The 26,733-nt window shown below is 71.1% G+C and carries 21 protein-coding genes and 2 pseudogenes; 15 read left to right on the top strand and 8 right to left on the bottom strand.

All coding sequences use genetic code 11. The annotated features are described in order from the left end of the window. Positions 1-153: 153 nt before the first annotated feature. From ACTWQR_RS08265 to ACTWQR_RS08245, 5 genes are read right to left on the bottom strand one after another with little or no spacing between them, the layout of a single operon-like run. A complete protein-coding gene (locus ACTWQR_RS08265; RefSeq protein WP_443226317.1) occupies positions 154-1,401 on the bottom strand; it encodes a cytochrome P450 in 1,248 nt (415 codons plus the stop codon). Further along, the gene (locus ACTWQR_RS08260) at positions 1,401-1,571 is read right to left on the bottom strand and encodes a hypothetical protein (RefSeq protein WP_443226261.1); all 171 of its coding nucleotides are present in this window, start codon (positions 1,569-1,571) and stop codon (positions 1,401-1,403) included. Before ACTWQR_RS08260 ends, ACTWQR_RS08265 begins: the two co-directional genes overlap by 1 nt. Then, complete coding sequence (locus ACTWQR_RS08255) at positions 1,552-1,908, bottom strand: DUF742 domain-containing protein (RefSeq protein ID WP_443226260.1); 357 nt, start codon at positions 1,906-1,908, stop codon at positions 1,552-1,554. Before ACTWQR_RS08255 ends, ACTWQR_RS08260 begins: the two co-directional genes overlap by 20 nt. Next, positions 1,905-2,423, bottom strand: a complete 519-nt coding sequence (locus tag ACTWQR_RS08250; RefSeq protein ID WP_443226259.1) for a roadblock/LC7 domain-containing protein — start codon at positions 2,421-2,423, stop codon at positions 1,905-1,907. The genes ACTWQR_RS08255 and ACTWQR_RS08250 overlap by 4 nt, the downstream gene beginning before the upstream one ends. Beyond that, positions 2,420-4,114, bottom strand: coding sequence for a sensor histidine kinase (locus ACTWQR_RS08245; protein ID WP_443226258.1), 1,695 nt, complete (start codon positions 4,112-4,114; stop codon positions 2,420-2,422). The genes ACTWQR_RS08250 and ACTWQR_RS08245 overlap by 4 nt, the downstream gene beginning before the upstream one ends. 260 nt (positions 4,115-4,374) lie before the next feature. Between ACTWQR_RS08245 and ACTWQR_RS08240 the strand changes: the two genes are divergently transcribed. The 10 genes from ACTWQR_RS08240 (at position 4,375) to ACTWQR_RS08195 (ending at position 19,239) form a co-directional block, all read left to right on the top strand. Beyond that, on the top strand, positions 4,375-7,218 hold the full coding sequence (locus ACTWQR_RS08240; RefSeq protein WP_443226316.1) for an FAD-binding and (Fe-S)-binding domain-containing protein: 2,844 nt from the start codon (positions 4,375-4,377) through the stop codon (positions 7,216-7,218). Between the two features lie 355 nt (positions 7,219-7,573). After that, positions 7,574-8,542 (top strand): EamA family transporter, encoded by a 969-nt coding sequence (locus tag ACTWQR_RS08235; RefSeq protein WP_443226257.1) that lies wholly within the window; start codon positions 7,574-7,576, stop codon positions 8,540-8,542. A gap of 258 nt (positions 8,543-8,800) precedes the next feature. Beyond that, positions 8,801-9,598: a TIGR03084 family metal-binding protein gene (locus ACTWQR_RS08230; protein ID WP_443226256.1), complete on the top strand. Its 798-nt coding sequence runs from the start codon at positions 8,801-8,803 to the stop codon at positions 9,596-9,598. 62 nt (positions 9,599-9,660) lie between these two features. Further along, on the top strand, positions 9,661-11,472 hold the full coding sequence (locus tag ACTWQR_RS08225) for an acyclic terpene utilization AtuA family protein (protein WP_443226315.1): 1,812 nt from the start codon (positions 9,661-9,663) through the stop codon (positions 11,470-11,472). Beyond that, positions 11,469-13,076, top strand: coding sequence for an acyl-CoA carboxylase subunit beta (locus tag ACTWQR_RS08220; protein ID WP_443226255.1), 1,608 nt, complete (start codon positions 11,469-11,471; stop codon positions 13,074-13,076). The genes ACTWQR_RS08225 and ACTWQR_RS08220 overlap by 4 nt, the downstream gene beginning before the upstream one ends. A 25-nt stretch (positions 13,077-13,101) precedes the next feature. After that, complete coding sequence (locus tag ACTWQR_RS08215; RefSeq protein WP_443226254.1) at positions 13,102-14,985, top strand: ATP-binding protein; 1,884 nt, start codon at positions 13,102-13,104, stop codon at positions 14,983-14,985. Positions 14,986-15,067: 82 nt separating this feature from the next. Then, on the top strand, positions 15,068-16,234 hold the full coding sequence (locus ACTWQR_RS08210) for an acyl-CoA dehydrogenase family protein (protein ID WP_443226253.1): 1,167 nt from the start codon (positions 15,068-15,070) through the stop codon (positions 16,232-16,234). A gap of 103 nt (positions 16,235-16,337) precedes the next feature. Continuing rightward, positions 16,338-17,903, top strand: coding sequence for a 4-coumarate--CoA ligase family protein (locus ACTWQR_RS08205; RefSeq protein ID WP_443226314.1), 1,566 nt, complete (start codon positions 16,338-16,340; stop codon positions 17,901-17,903). Beyond that, positions 17,900-18,646: an enoyl-CoA hydratase family protein gene (locus ACTWQR_RS08200; protein ID WP_443226252.1), complete on the top strand. Its 747-nt coding sequence runs from the start codon at positions 17,900-17,902 to the stop codon at positions 18,644-18,646. The genes ACTWQR_RS08205 and ACTWQR_RS08200 overlap by 4 nt, the downstream gene beginning before the upstream one ends. Then, positions 18,634-19,239, top strand: a complete 606-nt coding sequence (locus ACTWQR_RS08195; protein WP_443226251.1) for a TetR/AcrR family transcriptional regulator — start codon at positions 18,634-18,636, stop codon at positions 19,237-19,239. The genes ACTWQR_RS08200 and ACTWQR_RS08195 overlap by 13 nt, the downstream gene beginning before the upstream one ends. A gap of 137 nt (positions 19,240-19,376) precedes the next feature. Here the strand turns inward: ACTWQR_RS08195 and pdxH are convergent, their stop codons facing one another. After that, positions 19,377-20,051, bottom strand: a complete 675-nt coding sequence (pdxH, locus tag ACTWQR_RS08190; RefSeq protein ID WP_443226250.1) for a pyridoxamine 5'-phosphate oxidase — start codon at positions 20,049-20,051, stop codon at positions 19,377-19,379. A 339-nt stretch (positions 20,052-20,390) separates the two neighbouring features. On the opposite strand from pdxH, the gene ACTWQR_RS08185 reads away from it, so the two are divergent. After that, positions 20,391-21,491, top strand: a complete 1,101-nt coding sequence (locus ACTWQR_RS08185; RefSeq protein ID WP_443226249.1) for a citrate synthase 2 — start codon at positions 20,391-20,393, stop codon at positions 21,489-21,491. Between the two features lie 347 nt (positions 21,492-21,838). On the opposite strand, the gene ACTWQR_RS08180 is transcribed toward ACTWQR_RS08185, so the two are convergent. Then, on the bottom strand, positions 21,839-22,234 hold the full coding sequence (locus tag ACTWQR_RS08180; RefSeq protein WP_443226248.1) for a hypothetical protein: 396 nt from the start codon (positions 22,232-22,234) through the stop codon (positions 21,839-21,841). Between the two features lie 8 nt (positions 22,235-22,242). Here ACTWQR_RS08180 and ACTWQR_RS08175 point away from each other — a divergent pair. The 3 genes and pseudogenes from ACTWQR_RS08175 to ACTWQR_RS08165 form a co-directional block, all read left to right on the top strand. Then, positions 22,243-22,392: pseudogene (locus tag ACTWQR_RS08175) on the top strand (GNAT family N-acetyltransferase); the annotation flags it as partial. A gap of 29 nt (positions 22,393-22,421) precedes the next feature. After that, a pseudogene (locus tag ACTWQR_RS08170) lies at positions 22,422-22,658 on the top strand (hypothetical protein); the annotation flags it as partial. A gap of 88 nt (positions 22,659-22,746) precedes the next feature. Next, positions 22,747-24,141: a PAS domain-containing protein gene (locus ACTWQR_RS08165; protein ID WP_443226247.1), complete on the top strand. Its 1,395-nt coding sequence runs from the start codon at positions 22,747-22,749 to the stop codon at positions 24,139-24,141. 137 nt (positions 24,142-24,278) lie between these two features. On the opposite strand, the gene ACTWQR_RS08160 is transcribed toward ACTWQR_RS08165, so the two are convergent. After that, on the bottom strand, positions 24,279-25,034 hold the full coding sequence (locus ACTWQR_RS08160; RefSeq protein WP_443226246.1) for an SIS domain-containing protein: 756 nt from the start codon (positions 25,032-25,034) through the stop codon (positions 24,279-24,281). Between the two features lie 389 nt (positions 25,035-25,423). Between ACTWQR_RS08160 and ACTWQR_RS08155 the strand changes: the two genes are divergently transcribed. After that, positions 25,424-26,116, top strand: a complete 693-nt coding sequence (locus ACTWQR_RS08155) for a metal-dependent transcriptional regulator (RefSeq protein WP_443226245.1) — start codon at positions 25,424-25,426, stop codon at positions 26,114-26,116. Positions 26,117-26,733: the final 617 nt, after the last annotated feature.

The raw sequence follows: 26,733 nt of genomic DNA, 5'->3' as shown, positions 1-26,733 counted from the left end.
CCCCCGCTCGAGCGAAGCCGAGAGTGGGTGAGGGTAGGGGCGGCGGGGGCGAAAAGCCTCAGCGTCCCGCAAGCCGCGCGGCACGCAGCCGGGCGCTCTCGCCGTCCAGGTCGGTCACGAACGGGTCGAGGGCGATACGGGCGATCTCCGTCGTCATACGGGCGTACCTCCAAGAGCCGGAACGGGGGTGAAGCGCACGGGCAGTTCCGTCAGTCCACGCAGCCACGGCGAGGGCCGACGCGTCAACGACTCGGCGGGTACGGCGAGGTCGATGTCCGGCAGCCGGTCCAGCACGACCTCGATGCCCGTACGCGCGATGACCTCCGCGATTTCCTGTGCCGGGAACGGACACCGGTGCTCGCCGTGGCCGAAGGAGAAGTGCGCGCTGTTGCCGCCGGTGAGGGCGGAGCCGTGGGTGCGGACCTGCGGGTCGTGGTTGGCGCCCTGGAGGCCGAGCAGCAGCAGGTCGCCGGCGTGGATGGCGCGGCCGCCGAGGCGGGTGTCGCGGGAGGCCCAGCGGCCGGCCACGTTCTGGGTGGGGGTGTCCTCCCACAGGACCTCGTTCATTGCCTCGGGGACGCTGTGCCGGCCGCCGAAGAGCGAGGCCGCGAAACGGTCGTCCGTCAGCATCAGCCGCAGCGAGTTGCCGATCCAGTCGGCGGTCGGCTGGTGGCCCGCGGCCATCATGACCATGATGTCCTGGGTGATCTCCTCGTGCGTGAGGCCGCCCGAGCCCCAATGGGAATGCCGGGCGTGTCCCGCCGCGAGCATGCGGCTGACCACGTCGTCCGTGGGCCGCGCCGCCCGGTCCGCCACCAGCCGGGCCATGGAGGCGGCCACGTGCAGCTGACCGGCGATGGCGCCCTCCCGCCCGTTGATCATTGCGTTCAGGGCGCCGACCAGGTCCGGGCCCTGCTCGTCGGCGAAACCGAAGAGGGTGGCGAGGACACGTACGGGGAGCAGGGCCGCGTAGTCCGCGACGAGGTCCGTCTCGCCCTTTGCGCACACCGCGTCGATCAGCTCGTCGGCGAACCGCTCCGCGTGGGCGCGCAGTTCGAAGGGGTCGACGGCTTCGAGGGCGTCGCTGATCACCGCGGCGCGCTCGCGATGGCGTTCGCCGACGGTGTAGAGGACGGAGGACTGCCCACGGCCGATCATCGGCAGCAGCGGCCAGTCGTCGGGGATGCGGTGCCACTGGTTCCACAGCCCCGAGTCGCGGCTGAACAGCACCGGGTCGCCGGTGACCTGGTGCAGCTCGCGGTAGCCGAGGACGAGCCACGCCGGTACGTCCCCGTCGAGCAGCACCGGCGCCACGGCGCCGTGCTCGCGCCGCAACTCCCGGTAGAGCTCGGCGGGTTCGGTCCGGAACCGGGGGCCGCCGAGGGATACGGGGTCGGGGATCACTGGGCCAACTCCTGGACGAATGCGGCGACTTGGGGCGCGTACTGCTTGGTGGCGGCCTGCGGACTCTTGGCGTCCCGGGAGCGGGCGTCGCAGTCGAGCGGCGGGGGTGCCTCGGAAGTCGCGGCTGAGGTCGCGGCTGAGGTCGCGTCAGAGGTTGCGGAGTCCAACGAGCACCTGCTCCAGGATGTCGGGATCGGGAAGGCCGGCGAAGTCCGCCTTGCGCGGGTGGCGGGCGCTGACGCGGCCCTCGGCGAGGAGGTCGGAGAGCAGGATCTTCGTGATGCTCACCGGCAGCTCCAGCTCGGCGGCGACCTCCGCGACGGCGGTGGGCCGTTCGGCGAGGCGCAGGATCACCGCGTGCTCCGACTGCATGCCCGGGACGGGATCGCACTCGGCGACGATCAGCGTCACCAGGTCGAACGGGGTGGCGGGCGCGGACCGGCTACGGCCTCCGGTGAGCGTGTAGAGCCGGTCGGGCGCGTCGTCCCTGCCCGGCCGGCTCATGACGTACGCGGCGGCGCGCTCAGTGACGTACGAGGCTGCGCGCTCAGGTGTGTGCCGAGCTGCTCCACGAGCTCGCCCATGTTGTGCCCGACGAGCCCGGCGTCGGCCTCCTCGGCAGTGACCAGGGCCAGGTGCGTGCCCTGGCCCGCCTCCACGATGAACAGGACCCCGCCGTAGAACTCGGCCATCGCCGACCGCACCCCCCCGCTGCCGTCCCCGAACTCCGCGGACGCACCGTGGGACAGCGACTGGATACCGGCGGCGATCGCGGCGAGCTGGTCGGCCTGGTCGACGGAGAGCTCCGGCGTACGGCACAGCCTCAGGCCGTCCCGCGAGAGCACGAGCGCGTGCCGGGCACCGGGGGTGCGCGCCAGCAGGCCCTCGATGAGCCAGGTGAGCTTTTCGTCGGTGGCCGCGGTGGCCGCGGTGGCAGCGGTGGGGGTGGAAGTCGCGTGGGTGGTGATGGTGGTTGCTGTGATGCCGGCGGGGCCGGTGGTGCCGGTGGTGCCGGTCATGAAGTGGGGTCGCCTTCCGGGTGGGAGGTGGCAGGGTCCGTGGGGGCCTGCAAGGGCTCGTCCGGCGGAGTGCCTCGCGTGCTCCGGACGGCCTGGCGGAAGCTGCTGAAGCGGGCGGCGCGGATCAGTACGTCGTCGGGGTCGGCCGGGACCTGGGCACGGGAACGTTCGGCCTCGACCTGGGCCTGCCGGGCCTGGGCCTCGGCTTCCGCCTCGGCGAGGGTGCGGCCGCGGTGGCGCTTCGGGAGGGTGCCGGTGAGATCGGCGGCGGGCTGGACCGGAGACGGGGACTCGTGGGTCGGGACGGGATCCGTGTCCAGGTCGTAGAGGTCACGGGCGGCGGCGTACGACTGCTGGGGATGGGGCTGGGGATGGGGCGGCTGGGGCTGGGGCGTCGGGAAGGAAGCCGCAGGTTCGTAGGCGGCCGGTGGCGGTGGCGGTACGGGTGCCGGTGCCGACGCCGGAGTTGGGGCCTGGGCCGGGGCCTGAGCCCGGCCAGGGGCCTGCTCCTGGCCCGGGTTCGCGAGGATGTCCTGGGGGATGAGCACCAGGACGCCCGTGCCGCCGCGCGCGGAGGGGCGGAAGGAGACCTTCAGACCGTACTTGCGGGCGAGCCGGCCGACGACCGCGAGGCCGAGCCGGGTGCCGGTGAGGCCGCCGAGCTCCATCTCCTCACCGGAGACGGCGCGCTCGGCGCGGCGTAACTGCACCTCACCCATCACCAGGCCGCTGTCCTCGACGGAGACGATGACGCCGGCCGGCACCTCTTCTACGTAGACGTGCACTTCGGCCGTCGGCGGTGAGAAGTTCGCGGCGTTGTCGAGGATTTCGGCGAGTGCGTGCATCACGCCCTCGGCGGCGTGCCCGGCGACGGCGGCCTCGCTGGCCGAGTGGGCGCGTACGCGCTGGTAGCCGCTGATGCGGCCCATCGCGCCGCGCAGGATCGACTCCATGGCGATGGGCCGCGCCCAGCGGCGGCCCGAGCGCGCCCCCGCGAGCACGGCGACGGAGTCGGCGAGGCGGCTCGCCTGCGCGGTGCGGTGGTCGAGGTGGAGGAGGTCGGCGAGTACGTCCTCGTCGGAGTGCCTCTCCTCCATCGCGCGCAGGTCGGCGAGCATGCTCGTGGCCAGGGCCTGCATCCGGCCCGCCGTGTTGGCGGCCGCCGAGACGGCGGCGGCGCGGTCGGTCCTCGCCTGCCGCAATTCGTCGACTACGCGCGCGTAGTCCGCGCTCAGGCGGGTGCGCTCCCGGTCGAGTTCGGCGGCCAGGCGGACCTTCTGGTGGGCGTTCTGCTCAGCCATCCGGGCGCGTTGCCGGTCGAACTCGTCGGTGAGCCGCTCGCGTTCGCGGGCGGACTCCTCGGTGACGCGGGCTCGTTCCCGGAGGAGTCGACTGGCGTCCTGGGCGACCGCTTCGAGACGGCGGCGGAGTAATCGCGCCCGCTGGACGGCGTAGCTCGCCACGGCGACGGCCACGCACAGCAGGACGGCGGCCGCGGCCGCGCCCCACGCGAGGGGCGCGCGCACCGAACCGGGGGCCAGGGCGACCGCGGCGCCGACGGCGAGCGCGGCCGGTACGGCGACGAGGAGCGGGACGGGTGCGACGGCACGCAGGCTGGGGCGTTCGTCTCCGGGGTGCGCGAGGGACGGCCGATCTGGGGTGGGGCGCGCTTGCGGGGTGGGCGCGGTCATGAATCGTGTCCTCGGTCGTGTCCTGGGCGGGATGCGACACCTGGTGCTCAACTGGCGGTCACTATATGGGAGTTCGTGATCGGAACGGGACGGTTTCGGAACCCCGCCCACAATTCGTCCACGACCAGGGGCGGCCCTTCATCGACCTCCGGGGGTCACTGTCAGTGACGGGAGGCATCCTTGGAGACATGACGGAAGAAACGGCGGAGGGCGCGGCGAAAGGCACGGCGGAGAGCGTGGCGGAGGGCACGGCGGAGGGCATGGCGGAAACGGATCTCGGGGAGCTGCGGGCCGGCCTGGTGAAAGCCGTGCGCGGAGAGGTCTCCTTCGACGTGACCGCGCGGGCGCTGACCACCATGGACGCGTCCAACTACCGGCGCGTACCGCTCGGCGTGGTCGCTCCGAGAGACGCCGACGACGTGGCGGCGGCACTGTCCGTGTGCGCACGGCTCGGGGTGCCGGTCGTGGCACGCGGCGCCGGCACGTCGATCGCGGGGCAGGCGACCGGCACGGGGGTGGTCCTGGACTTCACCCGGCACATGAACCGGATCGTGTCCCTCGACCCCGCGTCACGAACGGCCGTGGTCCAGCCGGGAGTCGTACTGGACCGCCTCCAGGACGCGGCAGCCCCGCACGGCCTGCGGTTCGGGCCCGACCCCTCCACCCACAGCCGGTGCACGCTCGGCGGAATGATCGGCAACAACTCGTGCGGGTCGCACTCGGTGGCCTGGGGCACGACGGCCGACAGCGTGAGCGAACTCTCCGTGGTGACGGCCAGGGGCGAGTCCTTGACGCTCGGCCAGTCCTGGACGGGCGCTCCGGAAGGGCTACGGGCTTTGGTGGAAGGGGAGTTGGGGCGGCTGCGTACCGGCTTCCCGGACCTGCCGCGCCGCATCTCGGGGTACGCGCTGGACGCGCTGCTCCCCGAGAAGGGCGCCGACGTGGCCCGTTCCTTCTGCGGCTCCGAGGGCACCCTGGGCGTGTTGACGCAGGCGGTCGTACGGCTGGTGGAGTCCCCGCGCGCGCGTGCGCTGGCCGTGCTGGCGTACGCGGACGAGAGCGCGGCGGCCTCGGCCGCGGCGGGCCTGCTGTCGTACAGGCCGCTGACGGTGGAGGGCATGGCGGCCGATCTCGTACCGCCGGACGCGGGGCTGCCCAAGGGCGGGGCCTGGCTGTTCGTGGAGACGGGTGGCTCGACGGCGGCGGAGGCACGCGCGCGTGCGAACGCGATCGTGCGCGCGGCGGACGTCGTCGACTCCCTCGTGGTCACCGACCCGGCCGGGCAGCGCACTCTGTGGCGCATCCGCGAGGACGCGAGCGGCACGGCGACCCGCATGCCGGACGGGACCGAGGCGTGGCCCGGCTGGGAGGACTGCGCGGTACCGCCGGCCCGGCTGGGGGCGTACCTCAGGGACTTCAGGGGGTTGCTGACCTCCCACGGGCTGCGCGGGACGCCGTACGGGCACTTCGGGGACGGCTGCATCCATGTACGCATCGACTTCGACCTGCTCTCCCGTGAGGGCATCGCCCGCTTCCGCGGCTTCTCCGAGGAGCTGGCGGAGCTGGTGGTCTCCCACGGAGGCTCACTCTCCGGGGAGCACGGGGACGGACAGGCGCGGGCCGAACTTCTCCCGAAGATGTACGGAGCGGAGATGGTGGCCCTCTTCGAGCGCGCGAAGGCGGTGTGGGACCCGGACGACCTGCTGAACCCCGGAATGCTGGTGCGGCCAGCGCCCTTGGACTCGAACCTCCGCTTCGCCGTCCTCCCGCGCGAGCCGGTCGACGTGGCCTTCGGTTACCCGCACGACGGCGGGGACTTCTCTGCGGCGGTGCGCAGGTGCGTGGGCGTGGCCAAGTGCCGTACGGAAACGGCTGGTTCGGGCTCCGGCGTCATGTGTCCTTCCTTCCGGGCGACCGGCGAGGAGGAGCACTCCACGCGCGGGCGCGCGCGCCTGCTGCACGAGATGCTCGCGGGCGAGGTGGTGACCGACGGCTGGGCGTCCACGGAGGTCCGGGACGCGCTCGACCTGTGTCTGTCCTGCAAGGGCTGCCGCTCCGACTGCCCGGTCGGCGTCGACATGGCCACGTACAAGGCGGAGTTCCTGCACCACCACTACGAGGGGCGGCGGCGTCCGGCCGCGCACTATGCGATGGGGTGGCTGCCGGTGTGGCTGCGAGTGGCCTCGCGCCTGCGAGCGGCCCGGCTGGTCAACTCCCTCGCTTCGGTACGGGCGTTGGCGGGAGCGGCGAAGCGGCTGGGCGGTATCGCGGCCGAGCGGACGATTCCTCGCGTGGCGGGGGAGACGTTCCGGCGTTGGTTCGGGCGGCGTGAGGTGGAGCTGCCCCTGGACCGGCCTCGGCCCACCACCCTCCTCTTCCCCGACACCTTCACGAACCACCTCTCGCCCGAGGTGGGCAAGGCGGCCGTACGGGTCCTGGAGGACGCGGGCCGCCGGGTGGTCCTGCCCCCGCCCGGAGTGTGCTGCGGCCTGACGTACGTTTCCACGGGCCAACTCGACCGCGCCCGTACGGTGATGAGGCGCACCCTCGACCGCATGGAGCCCCATCTCGGTGGCGGGGACGATCCGTCCGCGACTCCGCTCGTCGTCCTGGAACCGAGTTGTGCCGCCGCCCTCCGCACGGACCTACCCGAACTCCTCCACGACGACCCGCGCGCCCGGCGCCTCGCCGACTCGGTGGTGACGTTCGCCGAGGCCCTGGAACAGCAGGCGCCGCACTGGACCCCGCCCCGCGTCGACCGCCCGGCCGTCGGCCAGACCCACTGCCACCAGCACGCGGTCCTCGGCGACGCGGCCGAACGCCGGCTGCGCGCGGCGGCGGGCCTGGAGGGCGAACTCTCCGGCGGCTGTTGCGGCCTGGCGGGCAACTTCGGCTTCGAGAAGGGCCACTACGAGGTGTCGGTGGCGTGCGCGGAGGAACAGCTGCTTCCGGCGGTGCGGGCGGCCGGGGAGGAGGCGGTGGTACTGGCGGACGGCTTCTCGTGCCGGACGCAGTTGGAGCAGGTGGGTGAGGTGAGGGGGCGGCATTTGGCGGAGGTGCTGGCGGAGGGACTGGACGGCGGAGAGGGGGACGGCCGTGGTTGACCGAGGGAAGACGGTTGGCCGAAGGAGGGAGGCGGTCGGCCGAAGGGAGTGGGTCGGCCGACGGGACGGGCGGGGCGAGGCGGGTCGGCCCACTCGACCCGAGCGGCGACGGACAGCCGCCGCTCGTCCCGCGCTGCGCGCAAGGTGATTGGAAGATTTGGGACAGTTCGGAAGCGGCGTGGGTGTCCCAAACCTGCCAATCCTTGCTTGTCGGCCGTGGGGGGTGGGGTGGGGTGGGGTTTGTAAGTTGCGAAGTGGGTTTACACTCCTTGCTTGGTTCATTACTCTGGACTCTGTAGTGCATCGTGGTGAACTGGTTCGATCTTCCCGCCCTTGTCGCTCTTCGACCTTCTGGATGGCCGTCGTGAACCTCCCCCGTCTGGACCGGGCCCCGTCGGCCGGCGCGGTTGCCGGTGTGGTCGCGCGGCCGGAGGGCGCGCTCGGTGGCCGCCCCGTCCGGGGGCGGGGGGCCCTCGGGCCCGTAGGCCTCGTGCTCGCCGGAGGCGTCTCCGTTCAGTTCGGTGGCGCGCTCGCCGTGACTCTCATGCCGCGCACCGGAGCGCTCGGCGTCGTGGCGCTGAGGCTCGCGGTCGCCGCGATCGTGCTGCTGGTGATCTGCCGCCCCGGGCTGCGCGGGCACTCGCGCGCCGACTGGGGCACCGTCGTCGTCTTCGGCGTCACGATGGCCGCGATGAACGGCCTCTTCTACCAGTCGGTCGCCCGCATTCCGCTCGGCCCCGCCGTCACCCTGGAGGTGCTCGGCCCCCTCGTACTCTCCGTCCTGGCCTCTCGCCGCGCCGTCAACCTCGTCTGGGCAGGCCTCGCCCTCGGCGGCGTCTTCCTCCTCGGTGGCGGAGGCTTCAGCAGTCTCGACCCGGTCGGCGTCGCCTTCGCCCTGTCCGCCGGCGCGATGTGGGCCGCGTACATCATCTTCAGCGCCCGTACGGGCCGCCGCTTCCCGCAGGCCGACGGCCTGGCGCTCGCCATGGCCGTCGCGGCCGTGCTGTTCCTGCCCCTGGGCATCGTCGAGTCCGGCGCGAAGCTCCTGGACCCGACCACGATCGCCCTGGGCGCCGCCGTGGCAGTCCTCTCCTCCGTCCTCCCGTACACCCTCGAACTCCTCGCCCTCCGCCGCCTTCCCGCCTCCACCTTCGCGATCATGATGAGCCTCGAACCGGCCGTCGCCGCGACCGCCGGCTTCCTGGTCCTGAGCCAGACGCTGTCCGTACCGGAGGCGCTGGCGATCGGGCTGGTCATCGCGGCGAGCATGGGGGCGGTGCGGACGCAGGTGGGGCGGGGACGGCGAAGAACGCGGGGGAGGTGAAGGACGTGGGGTGAGCGGGGCGGGCTCCCCGGCGACGTGCTGTTGCCGCTGATCCGCCGCTGACCCGCCGCTGAGGCCCGGGCCTGGATTCGTGCTGCTTGGGGCAGTCCCCGACTGGTCGCCCAACTCGCACGCCGACTGTCGAAACCCAATGCAAGCACGCTTGCTTGTTTCTGTGCGCGCTGCCATGCTCCGGGACACACCGCGCCGCACACAGCCGCACACTGCCGCGCACCGTCGTGCCGAGGGGAGCGCATCGTGGCCGATCCGTCGTCGTCCGTGATCGACGATCTGTACCAGGAGAGCGAGGAACTCGACCTGCTGGTAAGAGAGTTGGAGGAGGAGCGCTGGGCGCTCGCCACTCCCGCTCCGGGCTGGAGCATCGCCCACCAGATCGCGCACCTGACCTGGACCGACCGGTCCGCGCTGCTCGCCGTGACCGACGCCGACGCCTTCGCGAAGGAGATCGAGAAGGCGCTGGCCTCGCCGGACGACTTCGTGGACGAGGGGGCGCGGGAGAGGGCCGCGATGCCGCCCGCCAGGCTGCTCGCCGAGTGGCGTGCGGGTCGGGAGGCCCTGGCGGAGGCACTGCGCGCGGCACCCACTGGGACGCGCTTTCCCTGGTACGGGCCGCCCATGTCGGTCGCTTCCATGGCCACCGCGCGTCTTATGGAGACCTGGGCCCACGGCCAGGACGTGGCGGACGCGTTGGGTGTGATGCGCACACCCACGGACCGCCTCCGGCATGTGGCGCGGATCGGGGTGCGGGCGCGGAACTTCGCCTTCGGGGTACGAGGCCTCACCGCGCCCGGCGACGAATTCCGCGTCGAACTCGTCGGCCCCTCGGGGGAGTTGTGGACGTACGGTCCTGAGGACGCCGCCCAGCGTGTCACCGGCCCCGCCCTCGACTTCTGCCTCCTCGTCACCCGACGGGCGAACCGCGCCGACCTCGCCGTACGCGCCGAAGGCCCGGACGCCGACCGCTGGCTGGACATCGCGCAGGCCTTCGCGGGACCGCCTGGTGCGGGGCGTGAGCCGAAGGGGGCCGCGCGGTGACCCGCCCTGTGCCGAGCCCCAAGGCAGCAGACCCGACGACCGGCCCTCTGTCCACCGACCCTGTGCCCACCGGCTCTCTACCCACGGGCCCTCTGCGTACTGACCCACTGCGCATCGGCAACGCCTCCGGCTTCTACGGCGACCGCTTCGACGCGATGCGCGAGATGCTCACCGGCGGCCCCCTGGACGTCCTCACCGGCGACTACCTCGCCGAACTGACCATGCTCATCCTGGGCAGGGACCGCCTCAAGGATCCGAAACAGGGCTACGCCAAGACCTTCCTGCGTCAGCTGGAGGAGTGCCTCGGCCTCGCACACGAGAAGGGCGTACGCATCGTCGCCAACGCCGGCGGCCTCAACCCGGCCGGACTGGCCGACGCCGTACGGGAGTTGGCCGACCGTCTCGGCATCCCCGCGCGCGTCGCCCACGTCGAGGGCGACGACCTCAAGCGGAGATACCCGAAGAGCGTCACCGCGCACGCCTACCTCGGCGGCGAGGGCATCGCGACCTGCCTCCGCGCGGGCGCGGACATCGTCGTCACCGGCCGTGTCACCGACGCCGCGCTGGTCACCGGCCCGGCAGCCGCGCACTTCGGCTGGGCACCGGACGCGTACGACCGCCTGGCGGGCGCGGTCGTCGCCGGGCACGTCCTGGAGTGCGGCACCCAGGCCACCGGCGGCAACTACGCCTTCTTCGCCGACCACGACCCGAGCGTCCTCCGCCGCCCCGGCTTTCCGCTGGCCGAGATCCACGAGGACGGGTCGAGCGTCATCACGAAACACGACGGCACCGGTGGTGTCGTGGACGTCGGCACGGTCACCGCGCAGCTCCTGTACGAGACCTCCGGCGCCCGGTACGCCGGCCCCGACGTCACCGCCCGGCTCGACTCGGTCCGGCTCACCCAGGACGGCCCCGACCGCGTGCGCATCGACGGTGTACGCGGTGAGGGTGCAAGCGGCGACGGCGCACGTGGCGACGGCGGAGCGCGTGAGCAGAGCGCACGTGGCGAAGGCGTGTGCGGTGAAGCCCCGCCGCCGACCCTCAAGGTCGGGCTCAACAAGCTCGGCGGGTTCCGCAACGAAATCGTCTTCGTGCTGACGGGGCTCGACATCGAGAAGAAGGCCGCCCTCGTACGGGACCAGATGGAGACCGCGCTCACCGAAGCCAAGTCCCGGCCCGCACAGGTCAGTTGGGAACTCGCCCGCACCGACCACCCCGACGCCCCCACCGAGGAGACCGCGAGCGCCCTGCTTCGGCTCGTCGTGCGGGACGCCGACCAGGACGCGGTGGGCCGGACCCTCAGCGGAGCCGCCGTCGAGCTCGCGCTCGGCAGCTATCCCGGATTCCATGTGATGGCACCACCGGGAAAGGGCTCCCCTTATGGGGTGTTCGAGGATGTGTACGTCCCCCATGCGGACGTGGACCATGTGGCGGTCCTGCACGACGGGCGCAGGATCCATGTCATCCCGGCCCAGGACACCCGCGTACTCGAACCACCGCCGGAACCACCCCTGCCCGAGCCACTGCCGAGCGTCGACGCCCCCACCCGACGCGCCCCTCTCGGCCTCGTCGCCGGAGCCCGCAGTGGCGACAAGGGTGGGAACGCGAACGTCGGGGTGTGGGTACGGTCGGACGAGGCGTGGCGCTGGATCGCCCACGAGCTGACAGCCGACAGATTTCAGACTCTGATACCTGAGAGTCGTCATCTGTCAGTCGTCCGTCACGTTCTGCCGAACCTCCGCGCCCTGAACTTCGTCGTCGAAGGCATCCTCGGCGACGGCGTCGCCGCCCAGCACCGCTTCGACCCGCAGGCCAAGTCCCTCGGCGAATGGCTGCGCTCCCGCCACCTGGACATCCCGGAGGCCCTCCTGTGACCGTCCTCCCCTCCGCGCTCGACACCAGGAGCCCCGAGTACGCGGCCCACCGCGAGGCCATGCTCGCCAAGCTCGCGGAACTCGACGCCGAGCACGCGAAGGCCCTCGCGGGCGGCGGCGAGAAGTACGTCGCCCGGCACCACGGCCGCGGCAAACTGCTCGCCCGCGAACGCATCGAGCTGCTGCTCGACCCCGACACGCCGTTCCTCGAACTGTCGCCGCTCGCCGCCTGGGGGAGCGCCTCCCCCGAGTACACCGTGGGCGCCTCGCTCGTCACCGGCATCGGCGTCGTCGAGGGCGTGGAGTGCCTGATCACGGCGAACGACCCGACCGTACGCGGCGGCGCCAGCAACCCCTGGAGCCTGAAGAAGGCCCTCCGGGCGAACGACATCGCCCTCGCCAACCGTCTGCCCTGCATCAGCCTCGTCGAGTCCGGCGGCGCGGATCTGCCCTCCCAGAAGGAAATCTTCATCCCCGGGGGAGCGATTTTCCGCGACCTGACCAGGCTGTCCGCCGCCGGGATCCCGACCGTCGCGGTCGTCTTCGGGAACTCCACGGCAGGCGGCGCGTACATTCCCGGCATGTCCGACCACGTGATCATGGTCAAGGAGCGGGCGAAGGTCTTCCTCGGCGGTCCGCCGCTGGTGAAGATGGCCACCGGCGAGGAGAGCGACGACGAGTCCCTGGGCGGCGCCGAGATGCACGCGCGCGTGTCGGGCCTCGCTGACCACTTCGCCGTCGACGAGCAGGACGCCCTCAGGCAGGCCCGGCGGGTGGTCGCCCGCCTCAACCACCGCAAGGCCTACGCCGATCCGGGCCCGGCCGCCCCGCCCAAGTACGACGAGAACGAGCTCCTGGGGATAGTGCCGGGGGATCTGCGTACCCCCTTCGACCCCCGGGAGGTCATCGCCCGCATCGTCGACGCCTCCGACTTCGACGAGTTCAAGCCCCTCTACGGGACGAGCCTCATCACCGGCTGGGCGACCCTCCACGGCTACCCGGTCGGCGTGCTGGCCAACGCGCGGGGCGTGCTCTTCAGCGAGGAGTCCCAGAAGGCCGCCCAGTTCATCCAGCTGGCCAACCAGCGCGACATCCCGCTGCTGTTCCTGCACAACACCACCGGCTACATGGTCGGCAAGGAGTACGAGCAGGGCGGCATCATCAAGCACGGCGCGATGATGATCAACGCGGTGTCGAACTCGACCGTCCCGCACCTGTCCGTCCTCATGGGCGCCTCCTACGGAGCCGGCCACTACGGCATGTGCGGCCGCGCCTACGACCCGCGCTTCCTGTTCGCCTGGCCCAGCGCCAAGTCCGCCGTCATGGGCCCTCAGCAGCTCGCAGGCGTCCTGTCGATCGTCGCCCGGCAGTCGGCGGCCGCCAAGGGGCAGCCGTACGACGAGGACGCCGACGCCGCCCTGCGCGCCATGGTCGAGCAGCAGATCGAGTCCGAGTCCCTGCCGATGTTCCTGTCCGGGCGGCTGTACGACGACGGGGTCATCGACCCGCGCGACACCCGCACCGTCCTCGGCCTGTGCCTGTCCGCCATCCACACGGCCCCGTACGAGGGCGTACGCGGCGGCTTCGGCGTCTTCCGGATGTGAGGTCCCCCCCATGAGGTTCCCCCACGTGATTACGTCCCTCCTCGTCGCCAACCGCGGCGAGATCGCCTGCCGTGTCTTCCGCACGTGCCGTGAGCTGGGCATCCGAACCGTCGCCGTGCACTCCGACGCCGACGAAAACGCCCTCCACGCGCGCGTGGCCGACACCGCGGTACGCCTCCCGGGCGCGACCCCCGCCGACACGTACCTGCGCGGCGACCTGATCGTGAAGGCCGCCCTCGCGGCGGGCGCGGACGCCGTCCACCCCGGATACGGCTTCCTGTCCGAGAACGCCGACTTCGCGCGGGCCGTCCTCGACGCGGGCCTCGTCTGGATCGGCCCACCGCCCGAGGCGATCGAGGCGATGGCCTCCAAGACACGCGCGAAGGAAGTGATGGGTCTCGAGCCCCTGAAGGAGGTCACCGCGGACGATCTCCCGGTGCTCGTGAAGGCGGCCGCGGGCGGCGGCGGACGCGGCATGCGGGTCGTACGGGAACTGGCGGACCTGGACGCCGAGTTGGCGGCTGCCCGCGCCGAGGCCCTCAGCGCCTTCGGGGACGGCGAGGTCTTCGTCGAGCCCTACGTGGAGGGCGGCCGGCACGTGGAGGTGCAGATCCTGGCCGACACGCACGGCACGGTATGGCCGCTCGGCACCCGCGACTGCTCCCTCCAGCGCCGCCACCAGAAGGTGATCGAAGAGGCCCCAGCGCCGGGTTTGAGTTCCGAACTGACCGACTCCTTGTACGCGATGGCCGTACGCGCCGCCCGCGCGGTCGCCTACGTAGGCGCGGGCACGGTCGAGTTCCTGGTCGCCGACGCGCAGGGGACCGACCCCGAGGCCGATCCCCTGGCCGGGGCGAAGGCCCACTTCCTGGAGATGAACACCCGCCTCCAGGTCGAACACCCCGTCACGGAGGAAGTGTTCGGCGTGGACCTGGTGGCACTCCAGATCCGCGTCGCCGAAGGACAGCCCCTCGAAAACGACCCCCCACGCGCGCGAGGCCACGCCGTCGAGGCCCGCCTCTACGCCGAGGACCCCGCGACCGGCTGGACCCCGCAGACCGGCACCCTGCACCGCCTCACCGTCCCCGGGACCCGCCTGGACACGGGCTACACCGACGGCGACGAGATCGGCGTCCACTACGACGCGATGCTCGCCAAGGCAGTCGCGTACGCCCCCACGCGCGCGGAGGCCATCCGGAAACTCGCCGGATCCCTGGAGAAGGCCACGATTCACGGCCCCGCCACCAACCGTGACCTCCTCGTACGCTCCCTGCGCCACGCGGAATTCACGACGGCCCGCATGGACACCGGCTTCTACGAACGCCACCTGACCAAGCTGACCGAGTCCGCCCCCGACCCGTACGCCCCCTTGGCCGCCGCCCTCGCCGACGCGCACGGCCGCTCTCGGTTCGGCGGCTGGCGCAACCTGCCGTCACAGCCGCAGACAAAGCGCTACCTGATGAACGGCGATGAGCACGAGGTCCGCTACCAGCACAGCCGGGAAGGCCTGACCGCGGACGGGGTGCGCGTGGTGAGTACCGGGACCGACCTGGTCGTACTCGAAGCGCACGGCGTTCAGCGGAAGTTCGAGATCGCGCGATACGGCGACCGAATCCACGTCAACGCCACCTCACTCACCGCCCTTCCCCGCTTCCCGGAGCCCACGACCGACCGTGCCCCCGGCTCCCTGCTGGCCCCCATGCCAGGAACGGTCGTCCGAGTCGCCGAGGGGCTGGCCGTGGGAGCCGCTGTACGGGCCGGAGAGCCCCTGCTGTGGCTGGAGGCGATGAAGATGGAACACAAGATCTCCGCGCCGGTCCCAGGCACGCTCACGGCCCTGCATGCCACCCCTGGTCAACAGGTCGAGGTCGGCACCCTCCTGGCAGTCGTCCACAGCGCGCCCCTTTAAGGGGCGCGGGGAACTGCGCGACCAGCCACAACGAACCCGCTCCCTCCAAACGGCACAAGCCCCCTCCCCCTGAGGAGCCCGCATGAGCCCGGTCACCGACTCCGAAGAGCACAAAGCCCTCCGATCCGCCGTATCCACCCTCGGCACCCGCTACGGCCGCGAGTACCTCACCAAGGTCGTCGCAGACGGCGGCTACCCCGACGAACTCTGGTCGGAGGCAGCCAAACTCGGCTACCTGGGCGTCAACCTGCCGGAGGAATACGGAGGCGGAGGCGGCGGCATCGCGGAACTCTCCATCGTTCTCGAAGAACTCGGCGCCGCAGGCTGCCCCCTCCTGATGATGGTCGTCTCACCGGCCATCTGCGGCACGGTGATCGCCCGCTTCGGCACGGACGACCAGAAACAACAATGGCTCCCCGGCCTCGCCGACGGCACCCGCACCATGGCCTTCGGCATCACCGAACCGGACGCCGGCTCCAACAGCCACCGCATCACCACCACCGCCCGCCGGGACGGCAACGGCACGGACTGGGTCCTCACCGGCCGCAAGGTGTTCATCTCGGGCGTGGACATCGCCGACGCCACACTCATAGTCGGCCGCGCAGAGGACGCCCGCACAGGAAAGCTCAAGCCCTGCCTGTTCATCGTCCCGCGCGAAGCGGCCGGCTTCGAGCGGCGGCAGATCGACATGGAACTCCACGGCGCGGAGAAGCAGTTCGAGCTCACCCTCGACGACGTACGGCTGCCCGCCGACGCGCTCGTGGGCGACGAGGACGCGGGCCTGCTCCAGCTGTTCGCGGGCCTCAACCCCGAGCGCATCATGACCGCCGCGTTCGCGATCGGTATGGGCCGCTACGCCCTCTCCAGGGCCGTCGCCTACGCGCGCGAACGCACCGTCTGGAAAGAACCCATCGGCGCCCACCAAGCCATCGCCCACCCCCTGGCACAAGCGCACATCGACCTCGAACTCGCCCGCCTGATGATGCAGAAGGCGGCCTTCCTGTACGACTCCGGGGACGACGCCGGAGCCGGAGAGGCCGCCAACATGGCCAAGTACGCGGCCGCCGAAGCCTGTGTGAAAGCCGTCGACCAGTCCGTGCACACCCTCGGCGGCAACGGCCTGACCGGCGAGTTCGGCCTCGCCTCACTCATCACCGCGTCCCGGGTGGCCCGGATCGCCCCCGTCAGCCGGGAGATGATCCTCAACTACGTGTCGCACCAGACCCTGGGCCTACCGAAGTCTTACTAGGACTATCTCCCTACAGGCCCCGGCATCCGGGTTCAGGTCTCCCTCTCCCGGCTCCCGGCTCCTGGCAGAACCTCCGGTCCGACTCTCGAAAGGGCCCGCCATGGTGTTCCGCAGCGAGTACGAAGACGTTCCCGCCGTCGAAGAACCCATCCACGAAGCGGTGCTCGGCCGCGCCGCCTCCCGAGGCGACACACCCGCCCTCGTGGACGGCGTGGACGGTACGACTCTCACCTACGCCCAACTCGACACGTTCCACCGGCGGATCGCCGCCGCCTTCACCGACCTCGGCGTCCGCAAGGGCGACGTGCTGGCCCTGCACAGCCCCAACACGGTCGCCTTCCCGACCGCCTTCTTCGCCGCCACGCGCGCGGGGGCCTCGGTCACGACCGTCCACCCGCTCGCCACACCCGACGAGTTCGCCAAACAGCTGCGGGACTGCGCCGCCGAGTGGATCGTCACCGTGTCACCACTCCTGGACACAGCCCGCACGGCGGCCGAACTCGCGGGCGGCGTACGGGAGATCTTCGTCTGCGACCAGGCGCCCGGACACCGATCGCTGCTCGACATGCTGGGCTCCACAGCCCCCGAACCGCAGATCGACATCGACCCCGGCGAGGACGTGGCGGCCCTCCCGTACTCCTCCGGCACGACCGGCATCCCCAAAGGCGTGATGCTCACCCACCGGTCCATCGCCACCAACCTGGCCCAACTGGAACCCACCCTGCCGATGGGACCCGGCGACCGCATCCTCGCCGTCCTGCCGTTCTTCCACATCTACGGGCTGACGGCTCTCATGAACGCGCCCCTCAGGCAGGGCGCCACCGTCGTCGTACTGCCCCGCTTCGACCTCGACACGTTCCTCGCCGCCATCGAGAAACACCGCATCACCGGCCTGTACGTGGCCCCACCAATCGTCCTCGCCCTCGCCAAGCACCCGGCCGTCGAGGGCTACGACCTGTCGTCCCTGAAGTACATCGTCAGCGCGGCGGCACCCCTGGACGCCGACCTGGCGGTCGCCTGCTCACGCAGGCTGGGCCTGCCGCCGGTCGGCCAGGCATACGGCATGACGGAACTCTCACCCGGCACCCACGCCGTCCCCCTGGACGCCGAGAACCCGCCCCCCGGAAGCGTCGGAAAACTCATCGCCGGCACGGAGATGCGCATCCTCTCCCTGGACGACCCCGACAAGGACGTCGGCGTAGGCGAACGCGGCGAGATCGCCATCCGCGGACCCCAGATCATGAAGGGCTACCTGGGACGCCCCGACGCCACCGCCGCGATGATCGACGAGAACGGCTGGCTGCACACCGGAGACGTCGGATACGTCGACGCCGACGGCTGGCTGTTCGTCGTCGACCGCGTCAAGGAACTCATCAAGTACAAGGGCTTCCAGGTGGCCCCCGCCGAACTGGAGGCACTCCTGCTCACCCACCCGAAGATCACCGACGCCGCCGTCATCGGCGTCTACGACGACGACAACAACGAAATCCCACACGCATTCGTGGTCCGCCGGCCCACCGCCACCGACCTCTCCGAAGGAGAGGTCATGATGTACGTCGCCGAACGCGTCGCCCCCTACAAGCGCGTCCGGCAGGTCACCTTCATCGACGGCGTGCCCCGGGCCGCCTCCGGCAAGATCCTGCGCCGACAGCTCAGGGAACACGCGTGACGGCCCTCGTCCACCTCGCGCACGAGCGTGGCATCGCCACCCTCACCCTGGACTCACCACACAGCCGCAACGCCCTGTCGGCCGCACTCGTCGGCGAACTCGCGGACGCCGTCAAGCGATGCGGCAAGGCCCCCGACGTACGCGCCATCGTCCTCACCCACACCGGGAACACCTTCTGCGCGGGCGCCGACCTGCACGACCCGCCGTCCCCGAAGGCGTTCGTCAAACTGCTGCGGCAGATCGTCGAACTGCCCAAACCCGTCGTCGCCCGGGTCACCGGACACGTACGGGCCGGTGGCCTCGGCCTCCTCGCCGCCTGCGACATCGCGGTCGCCACCGGCACGGCCACCTTCGCGTTCACCGAGGTGCGCATCGGGGTCGCCCCCGCCGTCATCTCGCTGCCGCTCCTGCCCCGTACGGACCCGCGCGCGCTCGCCCGCTACTACCTCACCGGCGAGTCCTTCGACGCGGCCGAGGCGGCACGCATCGGGCTCATCACGACCACCGCCGGCGCCGACGCCGACATCGACGAGGTGCTCGCACCCGTCCTCGACGGCCTGCGCCGCGCCTCCCCCCGGGCCCTGGACGAGACGAAACGACTGCTCACGGCTAAGGTCCTGGAGTCCTTCGACCATGAGGCAGGCGAACTGATCCGCCTCTCGGTCGAGATGTTCGCCTCCGCCGGGGCCCGTGAGGGCATGACGGCCTTCCTCGAACGAAGGGATCCCCCATGGGTGCTCTGAACGCCGGGGTGGTGGACCGCATCCCCAAGCAGGACCGCAGCCGGGCCACCCGGCAGCGCCTCCTCGAAGCCGCCGTCGCCTGCCTCGCCGAACACGGCTGGGCGGGCTCCACGGTCTCCGTCGTCGCCGAACGCGCCGGCGTCTCCCGGGGCGCCGCCCAGCACCACTTCCCGACCCGCGAGGACCTCTTCACGGCAGCCGTCGAGTACGTCGCCGAGGAGCGTTCCACCGCCCTGCGCGCCCTCTTCCCCGAGGGCGTCACGGACCGCCGCGCGGTAGTCGCCGCCCTGGTCGACCTCTACACGGGCCCGCTGTTCCGCGCTGCCCTCCACCTCTGGGTCGCCGCCTCCAACGAGGACCAGCTGCGGCCCCGCGTAACCGAGTTGGAAGCCCGCGTCGGCCGCGAAACCCATCACATAGCCGTAGACCTCCTGAAGGCCGACGAGTCCCGCCCCGGCGTCCGCGAAACCGTCCAGGGCCTCCTCGACATGGCCCGGGGCCTCGGCCTCGCGAACCTGCTCACGGACGACACCGGGCGGCGGGAACGCGTGGTCGCGCAGTGGGCGGGGATCCTGGACGGGGCACTGGACTGAGGGCGTTGTCAGTGGCGGTACGTAACGTGTGAAGCCAGTGACCGTCCGTGCCCGGAGGGCACCCTCATGAACTCACCTGACCCCGTGAACTCACTAGGCCCCATGGACTCACTCGGCCCCATGGACTCGGCTCAGCCTCATGGACTCAGCCGCTCCACCCGCCACGACCCGTCCGCCTCCGCCACGTACCGCAAGCGGTCGTGCAGCCGGTTCTCCCTGCCCTGCCAGAACTCGACCGACTGGGGCGCGACGCGGAAGCCGCCCCAGTTCGGGGGAACCGGGACCTGTTCCCCCTCGGGGTAGCGAGCCGCCAGTTCGGCGTAGGAGGCATCGAGTTCGGCACGCGAGAAGATCACCGAGGACTGGGCGCTGGCCCACGCACCGAGCTGGGAGCCGTGCGGGCGAGTGCGGAAATAGGCAGCCGTCTCGTCACGCCCCGTGCGCCGCGCGATGCCGGTCACGACGACCTGCCGGGCCATCGGATGCCAGGGGAAGAGGAGGGAGACGTACGGGTTCTCGGCGAGGTCAAGCCCTTTGCGGGACTCGTAATTGGTGAAGAAGACGAAACCCTGCTCGTCGTACTGCTTCAGAAGCACCGTGCGCGAGCTGGGCCTCCCCTCGGCGTCGGCCGTGGAGACGACCATCGCGTTGGGCTCGTACACCGCCCCCTGCGCCGCGGCCAGCGCGGCCTGGGCGAACCAGCGCGCGAACTGCTCCATCGGATGGTCGGCCAGCTCTGTCTCGTCGAGTCCCTCGGCCCGGTACTGCTTGCGCATCAACGCGGGGTCGAGGACAGGGTCACGGTCGGTCACGCCGTCATCTTGCCGTATCCGGCGGGACGCCCGACGGGCAGCTCGGCGGCGTGCGCTTCATCACTGCCTGGCACTGAGTGCCGCGAACCCTCCCCAAAGATGGCACCAACGGATATCGTCCTGCTGCCGAAACGGTTGGGTGACCGTCGGCCGCACCGGGCATCACCGAGATGACGTACTGGCGTACGGACCGCGAGTCCACGAGCGACCGCGGAACCGGACGACCACCATCCACACCACAGACACACGGCCACAAGCACTTCGCACCACCCTCACCACCCGCGCCACCCTCACGACCCCCACAAACCGTCTGTCGTACACATCATGAGGAGCCGCCTGATGTCCGACTTCGTACCCGGACTCGAAGGAGTCGTCGCTTTCGAGACGGAGATCGCCGAACCGGACAAGGAGGGCGGCGCCCTGCGATACCGGGGCGTCGACATCGAGGATCTGGTCGGCCACGTCTCCTTCGGCAATGTCTGGGGGCTGCTCGTCGACGGAGCCTTCAACCCCGGCCTGCCGCCCGCCGAACCGTTCCCGATCCCCGTCCACTCCGGCGACATCCGCGTCGACGTCCAGTCCGCGCTCGCCATGCTCGCCCCCGTCTGGGGCCTCAAACCCCTCCTCGACATCGACGAGCAGCAGGCCCGCGCCGACCTCGCCCGCGCCGCCGTCATGGCCCTCTCGTACGTCGCCCAGTCCGCCCGCGGCCCCGGCCTGCCCATGGTCCCGCAGCGCGAGATCGACAAGGCACAGTCCGTCGTCGAACGCTTCATGATCCGCTGGCGCGGCGAACCCGACCCCAAACACGTCGCGGCCGTCGACGCGTACTGGACGTCCGCGGCCGAACACGGCATGAACGCGTCCACCTTCACCGCGCGCGTGATCGCCTCGACGGGCGCGGACGTCGCGGCGGCCCTCTCGGGCGCCGTCGGCGCCATGTCCGGCCCCCTGCACGGCGGCGCCCCCTCCCGCGTCCTCGGCATGATCGAGGAGATCGAGCGCACCGGAAACGCCGAGGCATACGTCAGGCAGGCCCTCGACAAGGGCGAACGCCTGATGGGCTTCGGCCACCGCGTCTACCGCGCCGAAGACCCCCGCGCCCGGGTGCTCCGCCGCACCGCCCGCGAACTCGGCGCCCCCCGCTTCGAGGTCGCCGAGGCCCTGGAGAAAGCCGCCCTCGCCGAACTCCACGCCCGCCGCCCCGACCGCGTCCTCGCGACCAACGTCGAGTTCTGGGCCGCCATCGTCCTCGACTTCGCCGAGGTCCCGGCCCACATGTTCACCTCGATGTTCACCTGCGCCCGCACCGCCGGCTGGTCCGCCCACATCCTGGAGCAGAAGCGCACAGCACGACTCGTACGACCGTCCGCACGCTACGTGGGCCCCAGCACACGCAATCCACGCGAGATCGAGGGCTACGAGGACATCGCCCACTGAGTTCATGTGAGTGAGTTCGTGTGACTGAGCTTGTGTACGTACGGCCTGTGTGGCGGCGCTCTATGGGGTGCCGCCACATACGCGTCACCCCCGCGAACGCAGACGACCCGCGAGCTCTGGTCCCCTCCGAGGAGGGAGCCGGCCGGACGTACCGGCGAGCCCGCGGGTCGGGTGACTGCTTGAGATTGGGCCGGTTGCGCGTTCGTCTCACACGCTGGTCCGGCACCGCACTGGATGTGGTGACGGGCCGCTAGCCCGCAGCCACCTCTTCCGTCCGGTATGAATACATCTGCCGAACCACCTCCTCTCCGAAGTACAGCCCACCCTAGGTATCCGGTTCTCGCGCTTCAACCGATTTTTGGAGATGGTGATGGCACAGGTTCTCGCCGGGTGGAGTACCCGTAGCCATCGCCCCGCTGTACGAGCCTGAGGTTCCAGTAGGACACGTTGAAGCGGCCCGCCGGTGTCGTGAGGCTGTGCTGTCCCCTGGCGCGTACGGAGATGCGTCCCGCCCACGTGCCCGCCCACTTGCCGCTGGGCACGGTGGCACGTACGAGATCTCCAGTGACGTATCCGAAGTGCTGCTCAACCCGGCCACGCCGTAGGCGAGGGAACCCGAACCGGTCCGGAGTAGTGCGGGTATACGAGCCGCGTCCAGTGGCCTTGACGATGAGGACCTGCTCCGGCAGGACGATCGTGTCGCCGTCTTCGTGGTCCAGACGTCCGACGCACAGGGCATCCAAGGTGTGGGATCCTTGCCGAAGGCACCGGGATCCTCAGCGCGCAGGATGTCCCCCGCATCCGGGCAGCCACGGATCTCGGCAACATCCCCATGGCGAACGCCTTCCAGCGCATCGGGTACGTCAACTTCGCACGCCGGATCTGCATGATCTGGAGCTGACCGAGGGCGCGGGGCTCCTGCAACGGCGTCCCGCGGCCCTGGGTCATGTGCGAGCGCTGCGGCGTGCGGGCCACGGCCCCGTCGACGGCGTATGGCCGTCCGACCGCGCGGCCGTCTGGCGGACCTGGCCTCGCCCCACCGAAGCTGACACGGACTGGGACGCCCGCTCCACGCCACCGCGCCGGGATCTTCCGAACACAACGATTTCCTCAATCTTGTGGGAACCAGATGTGGGCTGCGTCACGTTCGAGTTGAATGATTGCTAGTGAGTGATTCGTAGTGAGTGAACGTGAGTGAACGGACGCGCGGGCACACCGCGCAGGACACGCCGACACGGCCTGCAGGGGGTGCCAGGTGAGTGCTTCCCGGCGTAGTGGGACCACGGACGAGCTCGGGCCGCAGGAGCCCGAGCGGGACGGGGCCGATCTGCTTGCCGCTCTGCTCGACGGGATGGACGCGGCGTTGTGCGCGTTCGACGCCGACGGAGTGGTCACGCACTGGAACCGGGAGGCGGAGCGGATCCTCGGATGGACCGCGAAGGAGGCGGTCGGACGGCACGGGTTCGCCGGATGGGCCGTGCGGCCCGCGGACGCCGAGGAGGTCGAGGGGCGGCTGCTGTCCGCGATGCGGTCGCCCGGGCGGCATGTGAACGAGTTCGCGCTGCTCACCAAGGACGGCGGCCGAGTGCTCGTACGGACTCAGTCGGCCGCGGTGCCGGGGCCGGACGGGAAACCGGCCGGGGTGTACTGCGCGTTCAGTGAGGTGCACGCGCAGATAGATCTCGAGCGGTCGATCGCTCTGAGCGAGGCGCTGTTCGACGACGCTTCCTGGGGTGTTGTGGTCGTCGACGCAGACCTGCGGCCCGCCGTTGTCAACGCGCACGCGGCGCGGGCGCTCGGGATCGGGCGTACGGCGGTCTTGGGGCGCCCCTTGGGGGAGTTGCTCTCGCAGGGCGTCGAGGAGCTGGAGAGCGCGCTCACGCATGTGCTCGCGGAGGGGGCGCCGCCCGCGCCCGCCGAGATGTGGGTGACCGTGCGGTCGGCCGAGGGTGAGCAGCAGCAGCGGCGGTGCTGGCGGAGCGGTTTCCTGCGGCTCGCCTCGCCGCTTACGGAGGAGCCGGTTCCGCTCGGTGTCGGCTGGCTCTTCCAGGACGTGACCGAGAGCAAGCAGACCGAGCAGGAAGCGGCCCTGCTGCGGTTCCGGGCCAATCAGCTGCACCGGGCCGCGCGCGCGGCGGCCGAGAGCGAGAACCCGGCGGAGGCGGCCTCCGTCCATCTGGACTTCGCGTTGGCCGGTTTCGCCGATCACGCGCTGATCGACCGCGTGGCGGGCGGCGCCGTGCCCGACGGCGAGGCGCCGGTACGGCTCGTGCGGGCCGCCGCCACGCCCTCCGGCGCACCGGGCCCGAGCGTGCACGCGGGGGACCGCGCCGGCCTGCCTGTGCGGTACGTCGATGGGCATCCCGCCCTGCAGTGCGTCGAGCGGATCGGGTCCGTACGGGCCAGCGCGGGCACGACCTCTCCCGACCGCGCCCGCGAGTGGGCCGTCGCCCGCCAGTGGCCCGCGGACTCGGTGCACGCCTTGTGTGCGGTCCTGCGCAGTCGTGGCCGCACCCTGGGTGTCGTGACGTTCCTGCGGGGCGCCAGCCGTACCCAGTTCGAGCGGGCCGACGCGCAGTACGCGGAGGATGTCGCGGTACGGATCGCGATGGCGCTGGATCTGGCGGAGGTGCTGGAGAAGCGGGGCTGAGGCGGGCAGGCGACAGCGCGGCTCACATGCTCTCCCTGGCGCTTTCGGTGGCGTTGTGCGGCGCACGCGGCCCGTTCGAGGTCTCGGCGCCGGCAGCTCAGTAAGGGATCTCGGCGCCGGCAGCTCTGTAGGGGATCTCAGCGCCGGTAGAAGATCCGGTCCGCGTACTTCTCGAACACGCGGCTGTTCCACTCGTGGCCGCCGTCCACGTTCCCCGAGCGCAGGAGCGGAGGCTCGATGCCGCGGTCCGCCAGGATGCCCGCCGCCGTGGCCATGGCCGCCTGGAGGAGGGCCGACGTGACGACCGTGGAAGCGGGGGCGAAGGGGGCCGGGATGGTGTCGAGGGCGAGTTCCGCGTCGCCGACCGCGATCTTCGAGTCGAGGACGACGTCGCAGTGGTCCTTCAGGTATGTGCCCGAGGCGTGCCGGGACTCCGTCTCGGTGGCGTAGGCGACCGAGGTGACGCCGATGACCTTGAGACCCAGCGCGTGGGCGTGCATCGCCATCTCGACGGGGAGGGGGTTGCGCCCGGAGAGGGAGATGATCACCAGTAGGTCTCCGGAGCGTGCCGGGCTGCAGTCCAGGACCGCGCTCGCCAGTCCGTCGATCCGCTCCAGTGCGGAGCCCAGCGGCGCGGGCGTGACATCCACCCCGACCGCGCCCGGTACGGCGAGCAGGTTCATCAGCGCGAGGCCGCCCGCCCGGTAGACCAGGTCCTGCGCGGCCAGCGAGGAGTGCCCGGCGCCGAAGGCGAACAGCCGCCCCTCGGCGGCGACCGTGTCCGCGATCAGTGTTCCGGCGGCCTCGATGGCCCCGGCCTCCTCGTCCCGCACCCGCTGGAGCAGGCCGATCGCGGCATCGAAGAACTGCCCGGCCAGCTTGCTCTCGCTCATTGGCGAACCCTTCGAAGTCTCAGCGTTTCAGCGTCTCGGCATCGCGGTCTCGGCGTCGCGTCGGCGCACGGTCGGTGACGGGGTGAACGGAGGCCCGACACGAACGTACTTTCGTCGTGTCGCGATTTTCGTCGTGGCGCGCCGTATCGCGTCTTGTCGTGCCGTGTCGCGCCCTGCTTTCGTCGTGTCGCGGATCACGTTGCGGTCTGGACCAGTGCGCTGTCAACACGGCCCGCGGAGCCCGGTGCGCGTCGGTCGGCGAACGCTCGTAACCACCTGGTTTCAACGGTGCGGCACGGTTGTCAGTGGGATGCGTCAGAATTGGTGCAGGGCCAGCGCACACGCCGGTGAGCCACCCAGCCTCCGGCAGAGCTAATCGAGGGGCACGTATGTCCGGACTGATCGACACCACGGAGATGTATCTCCGCACCATCCTCGAGCTGGAGGAGGAAGGTGTGGTCCCCATGCGCGCCCGGATCGCCGAGCGGCTCGACCAGAGCGGCCCGACGGTCAGCCAGACCGTGGCGCGGATGGAGCGCGACGGGCTGGTGGCGGTCGCCAGCGACCGGCACCTGGAGCTCACGGAGGAGGGCCGTCGGCTGGCCACGCGTGTGATGCGCAAGCACCGGCTCGCGGAGTGCCTGCTCGTCGACGTGATCGGCCTGGAGTGGGAGCAGGTGCACGCCGAGGCGTGCCGCTGGGAGCACGTGATGAGCGAGGCGGTGGAGCGGCGCGTGCTCGAGCTGCTGCGCCACCCGACCGAGTCGCCGTACGGGAACCCGATCCCGGGCCTGGAGGAGCTGGGCGAGAAGGACAGCGCGGATCCGTTCCTGGACGCGGGCATGGTCTCGTTGGCCGATCTCGACCCTGGCCTCGACGGCAAGACCGTGGTCGTCCGCCGTATCGGTGAGCCGATCCAGACGGACGCGCAGTTGATGTACACGCTGCGGAGGGCGGGCGTGCAGCCCGGCTCGGTCGTCAGCGTGACCGAGTCGGCGGGCGGGGTTCTCGTGGGCAGCGGTGGGGAGGCTGCGGAGCTGGAGTCCGACGTGGCGTCCCACGTGTTCGTCGCCAAGCGGTAGCGCGTTGGCGCTCCGCTCGGAGGGCGGTGCGTTGTGTGCCGGGTGCGGGCCGGTGGGGGCTTGTCGCGCAGTTCCCCGCGCCCCTGAAAGGGGTCCGTTGTGCGCGGCGCATGCCTGAAGGGGCTCCCGTAACCCGACGACCCGCGGTGATCCCCGCCCGCCTCTCACCCCATCCTCAACTCCCATAACCCGCCCCCCAGTTACCCCATCCCGCCATTCCCCTAGAAACCAAGATTCAGTGTGCGGAATCGCAGCGGCCGAACGTTTTGCGTGCGAGGCTGTCGCGAGAGGCATATGACCTGAGGGCTCTTGGCCGTGGCGGGCAGCGGCGTCTGCGTGCGGTCGGGGAGGGGGCGGGGCGGATGTGCCGCAGACGCGAAAAGGGCCCCGGCGCCTTGCGGCGCCGGGGCCTGTCCTCCCCTGTGCTGACCCAGAGCCCCGAGCTCCCAGGGTCATCCCCTTCGGACCGTTTTCCCCGAGCGGCCCGCCTCCCGTTGAAGATCTCCCCTCGGCGGCGGCGGTCAATCCTTGAGCGAGGTCACTCGAACGAGGGGTGTTACCGCCAGGGACCCCACTTTCGAATACACATTCGATAGCGTGTGGGTGACAGAACCACC

The organism is Streptomyces sp. 2A115, assembly GCF_052245575.1.
Classification (GTDB): domain Bacteria; phylum Actinomycetota; class Actinomycetes; order Streptomycetales; family Streptomycetaceae; genus Streptomyces.
The sequence above is the reverse complement of the archived record's forward strand: the minus strand, read 5'-3'. Positions and strand labels throughout refer to the sequence as shown.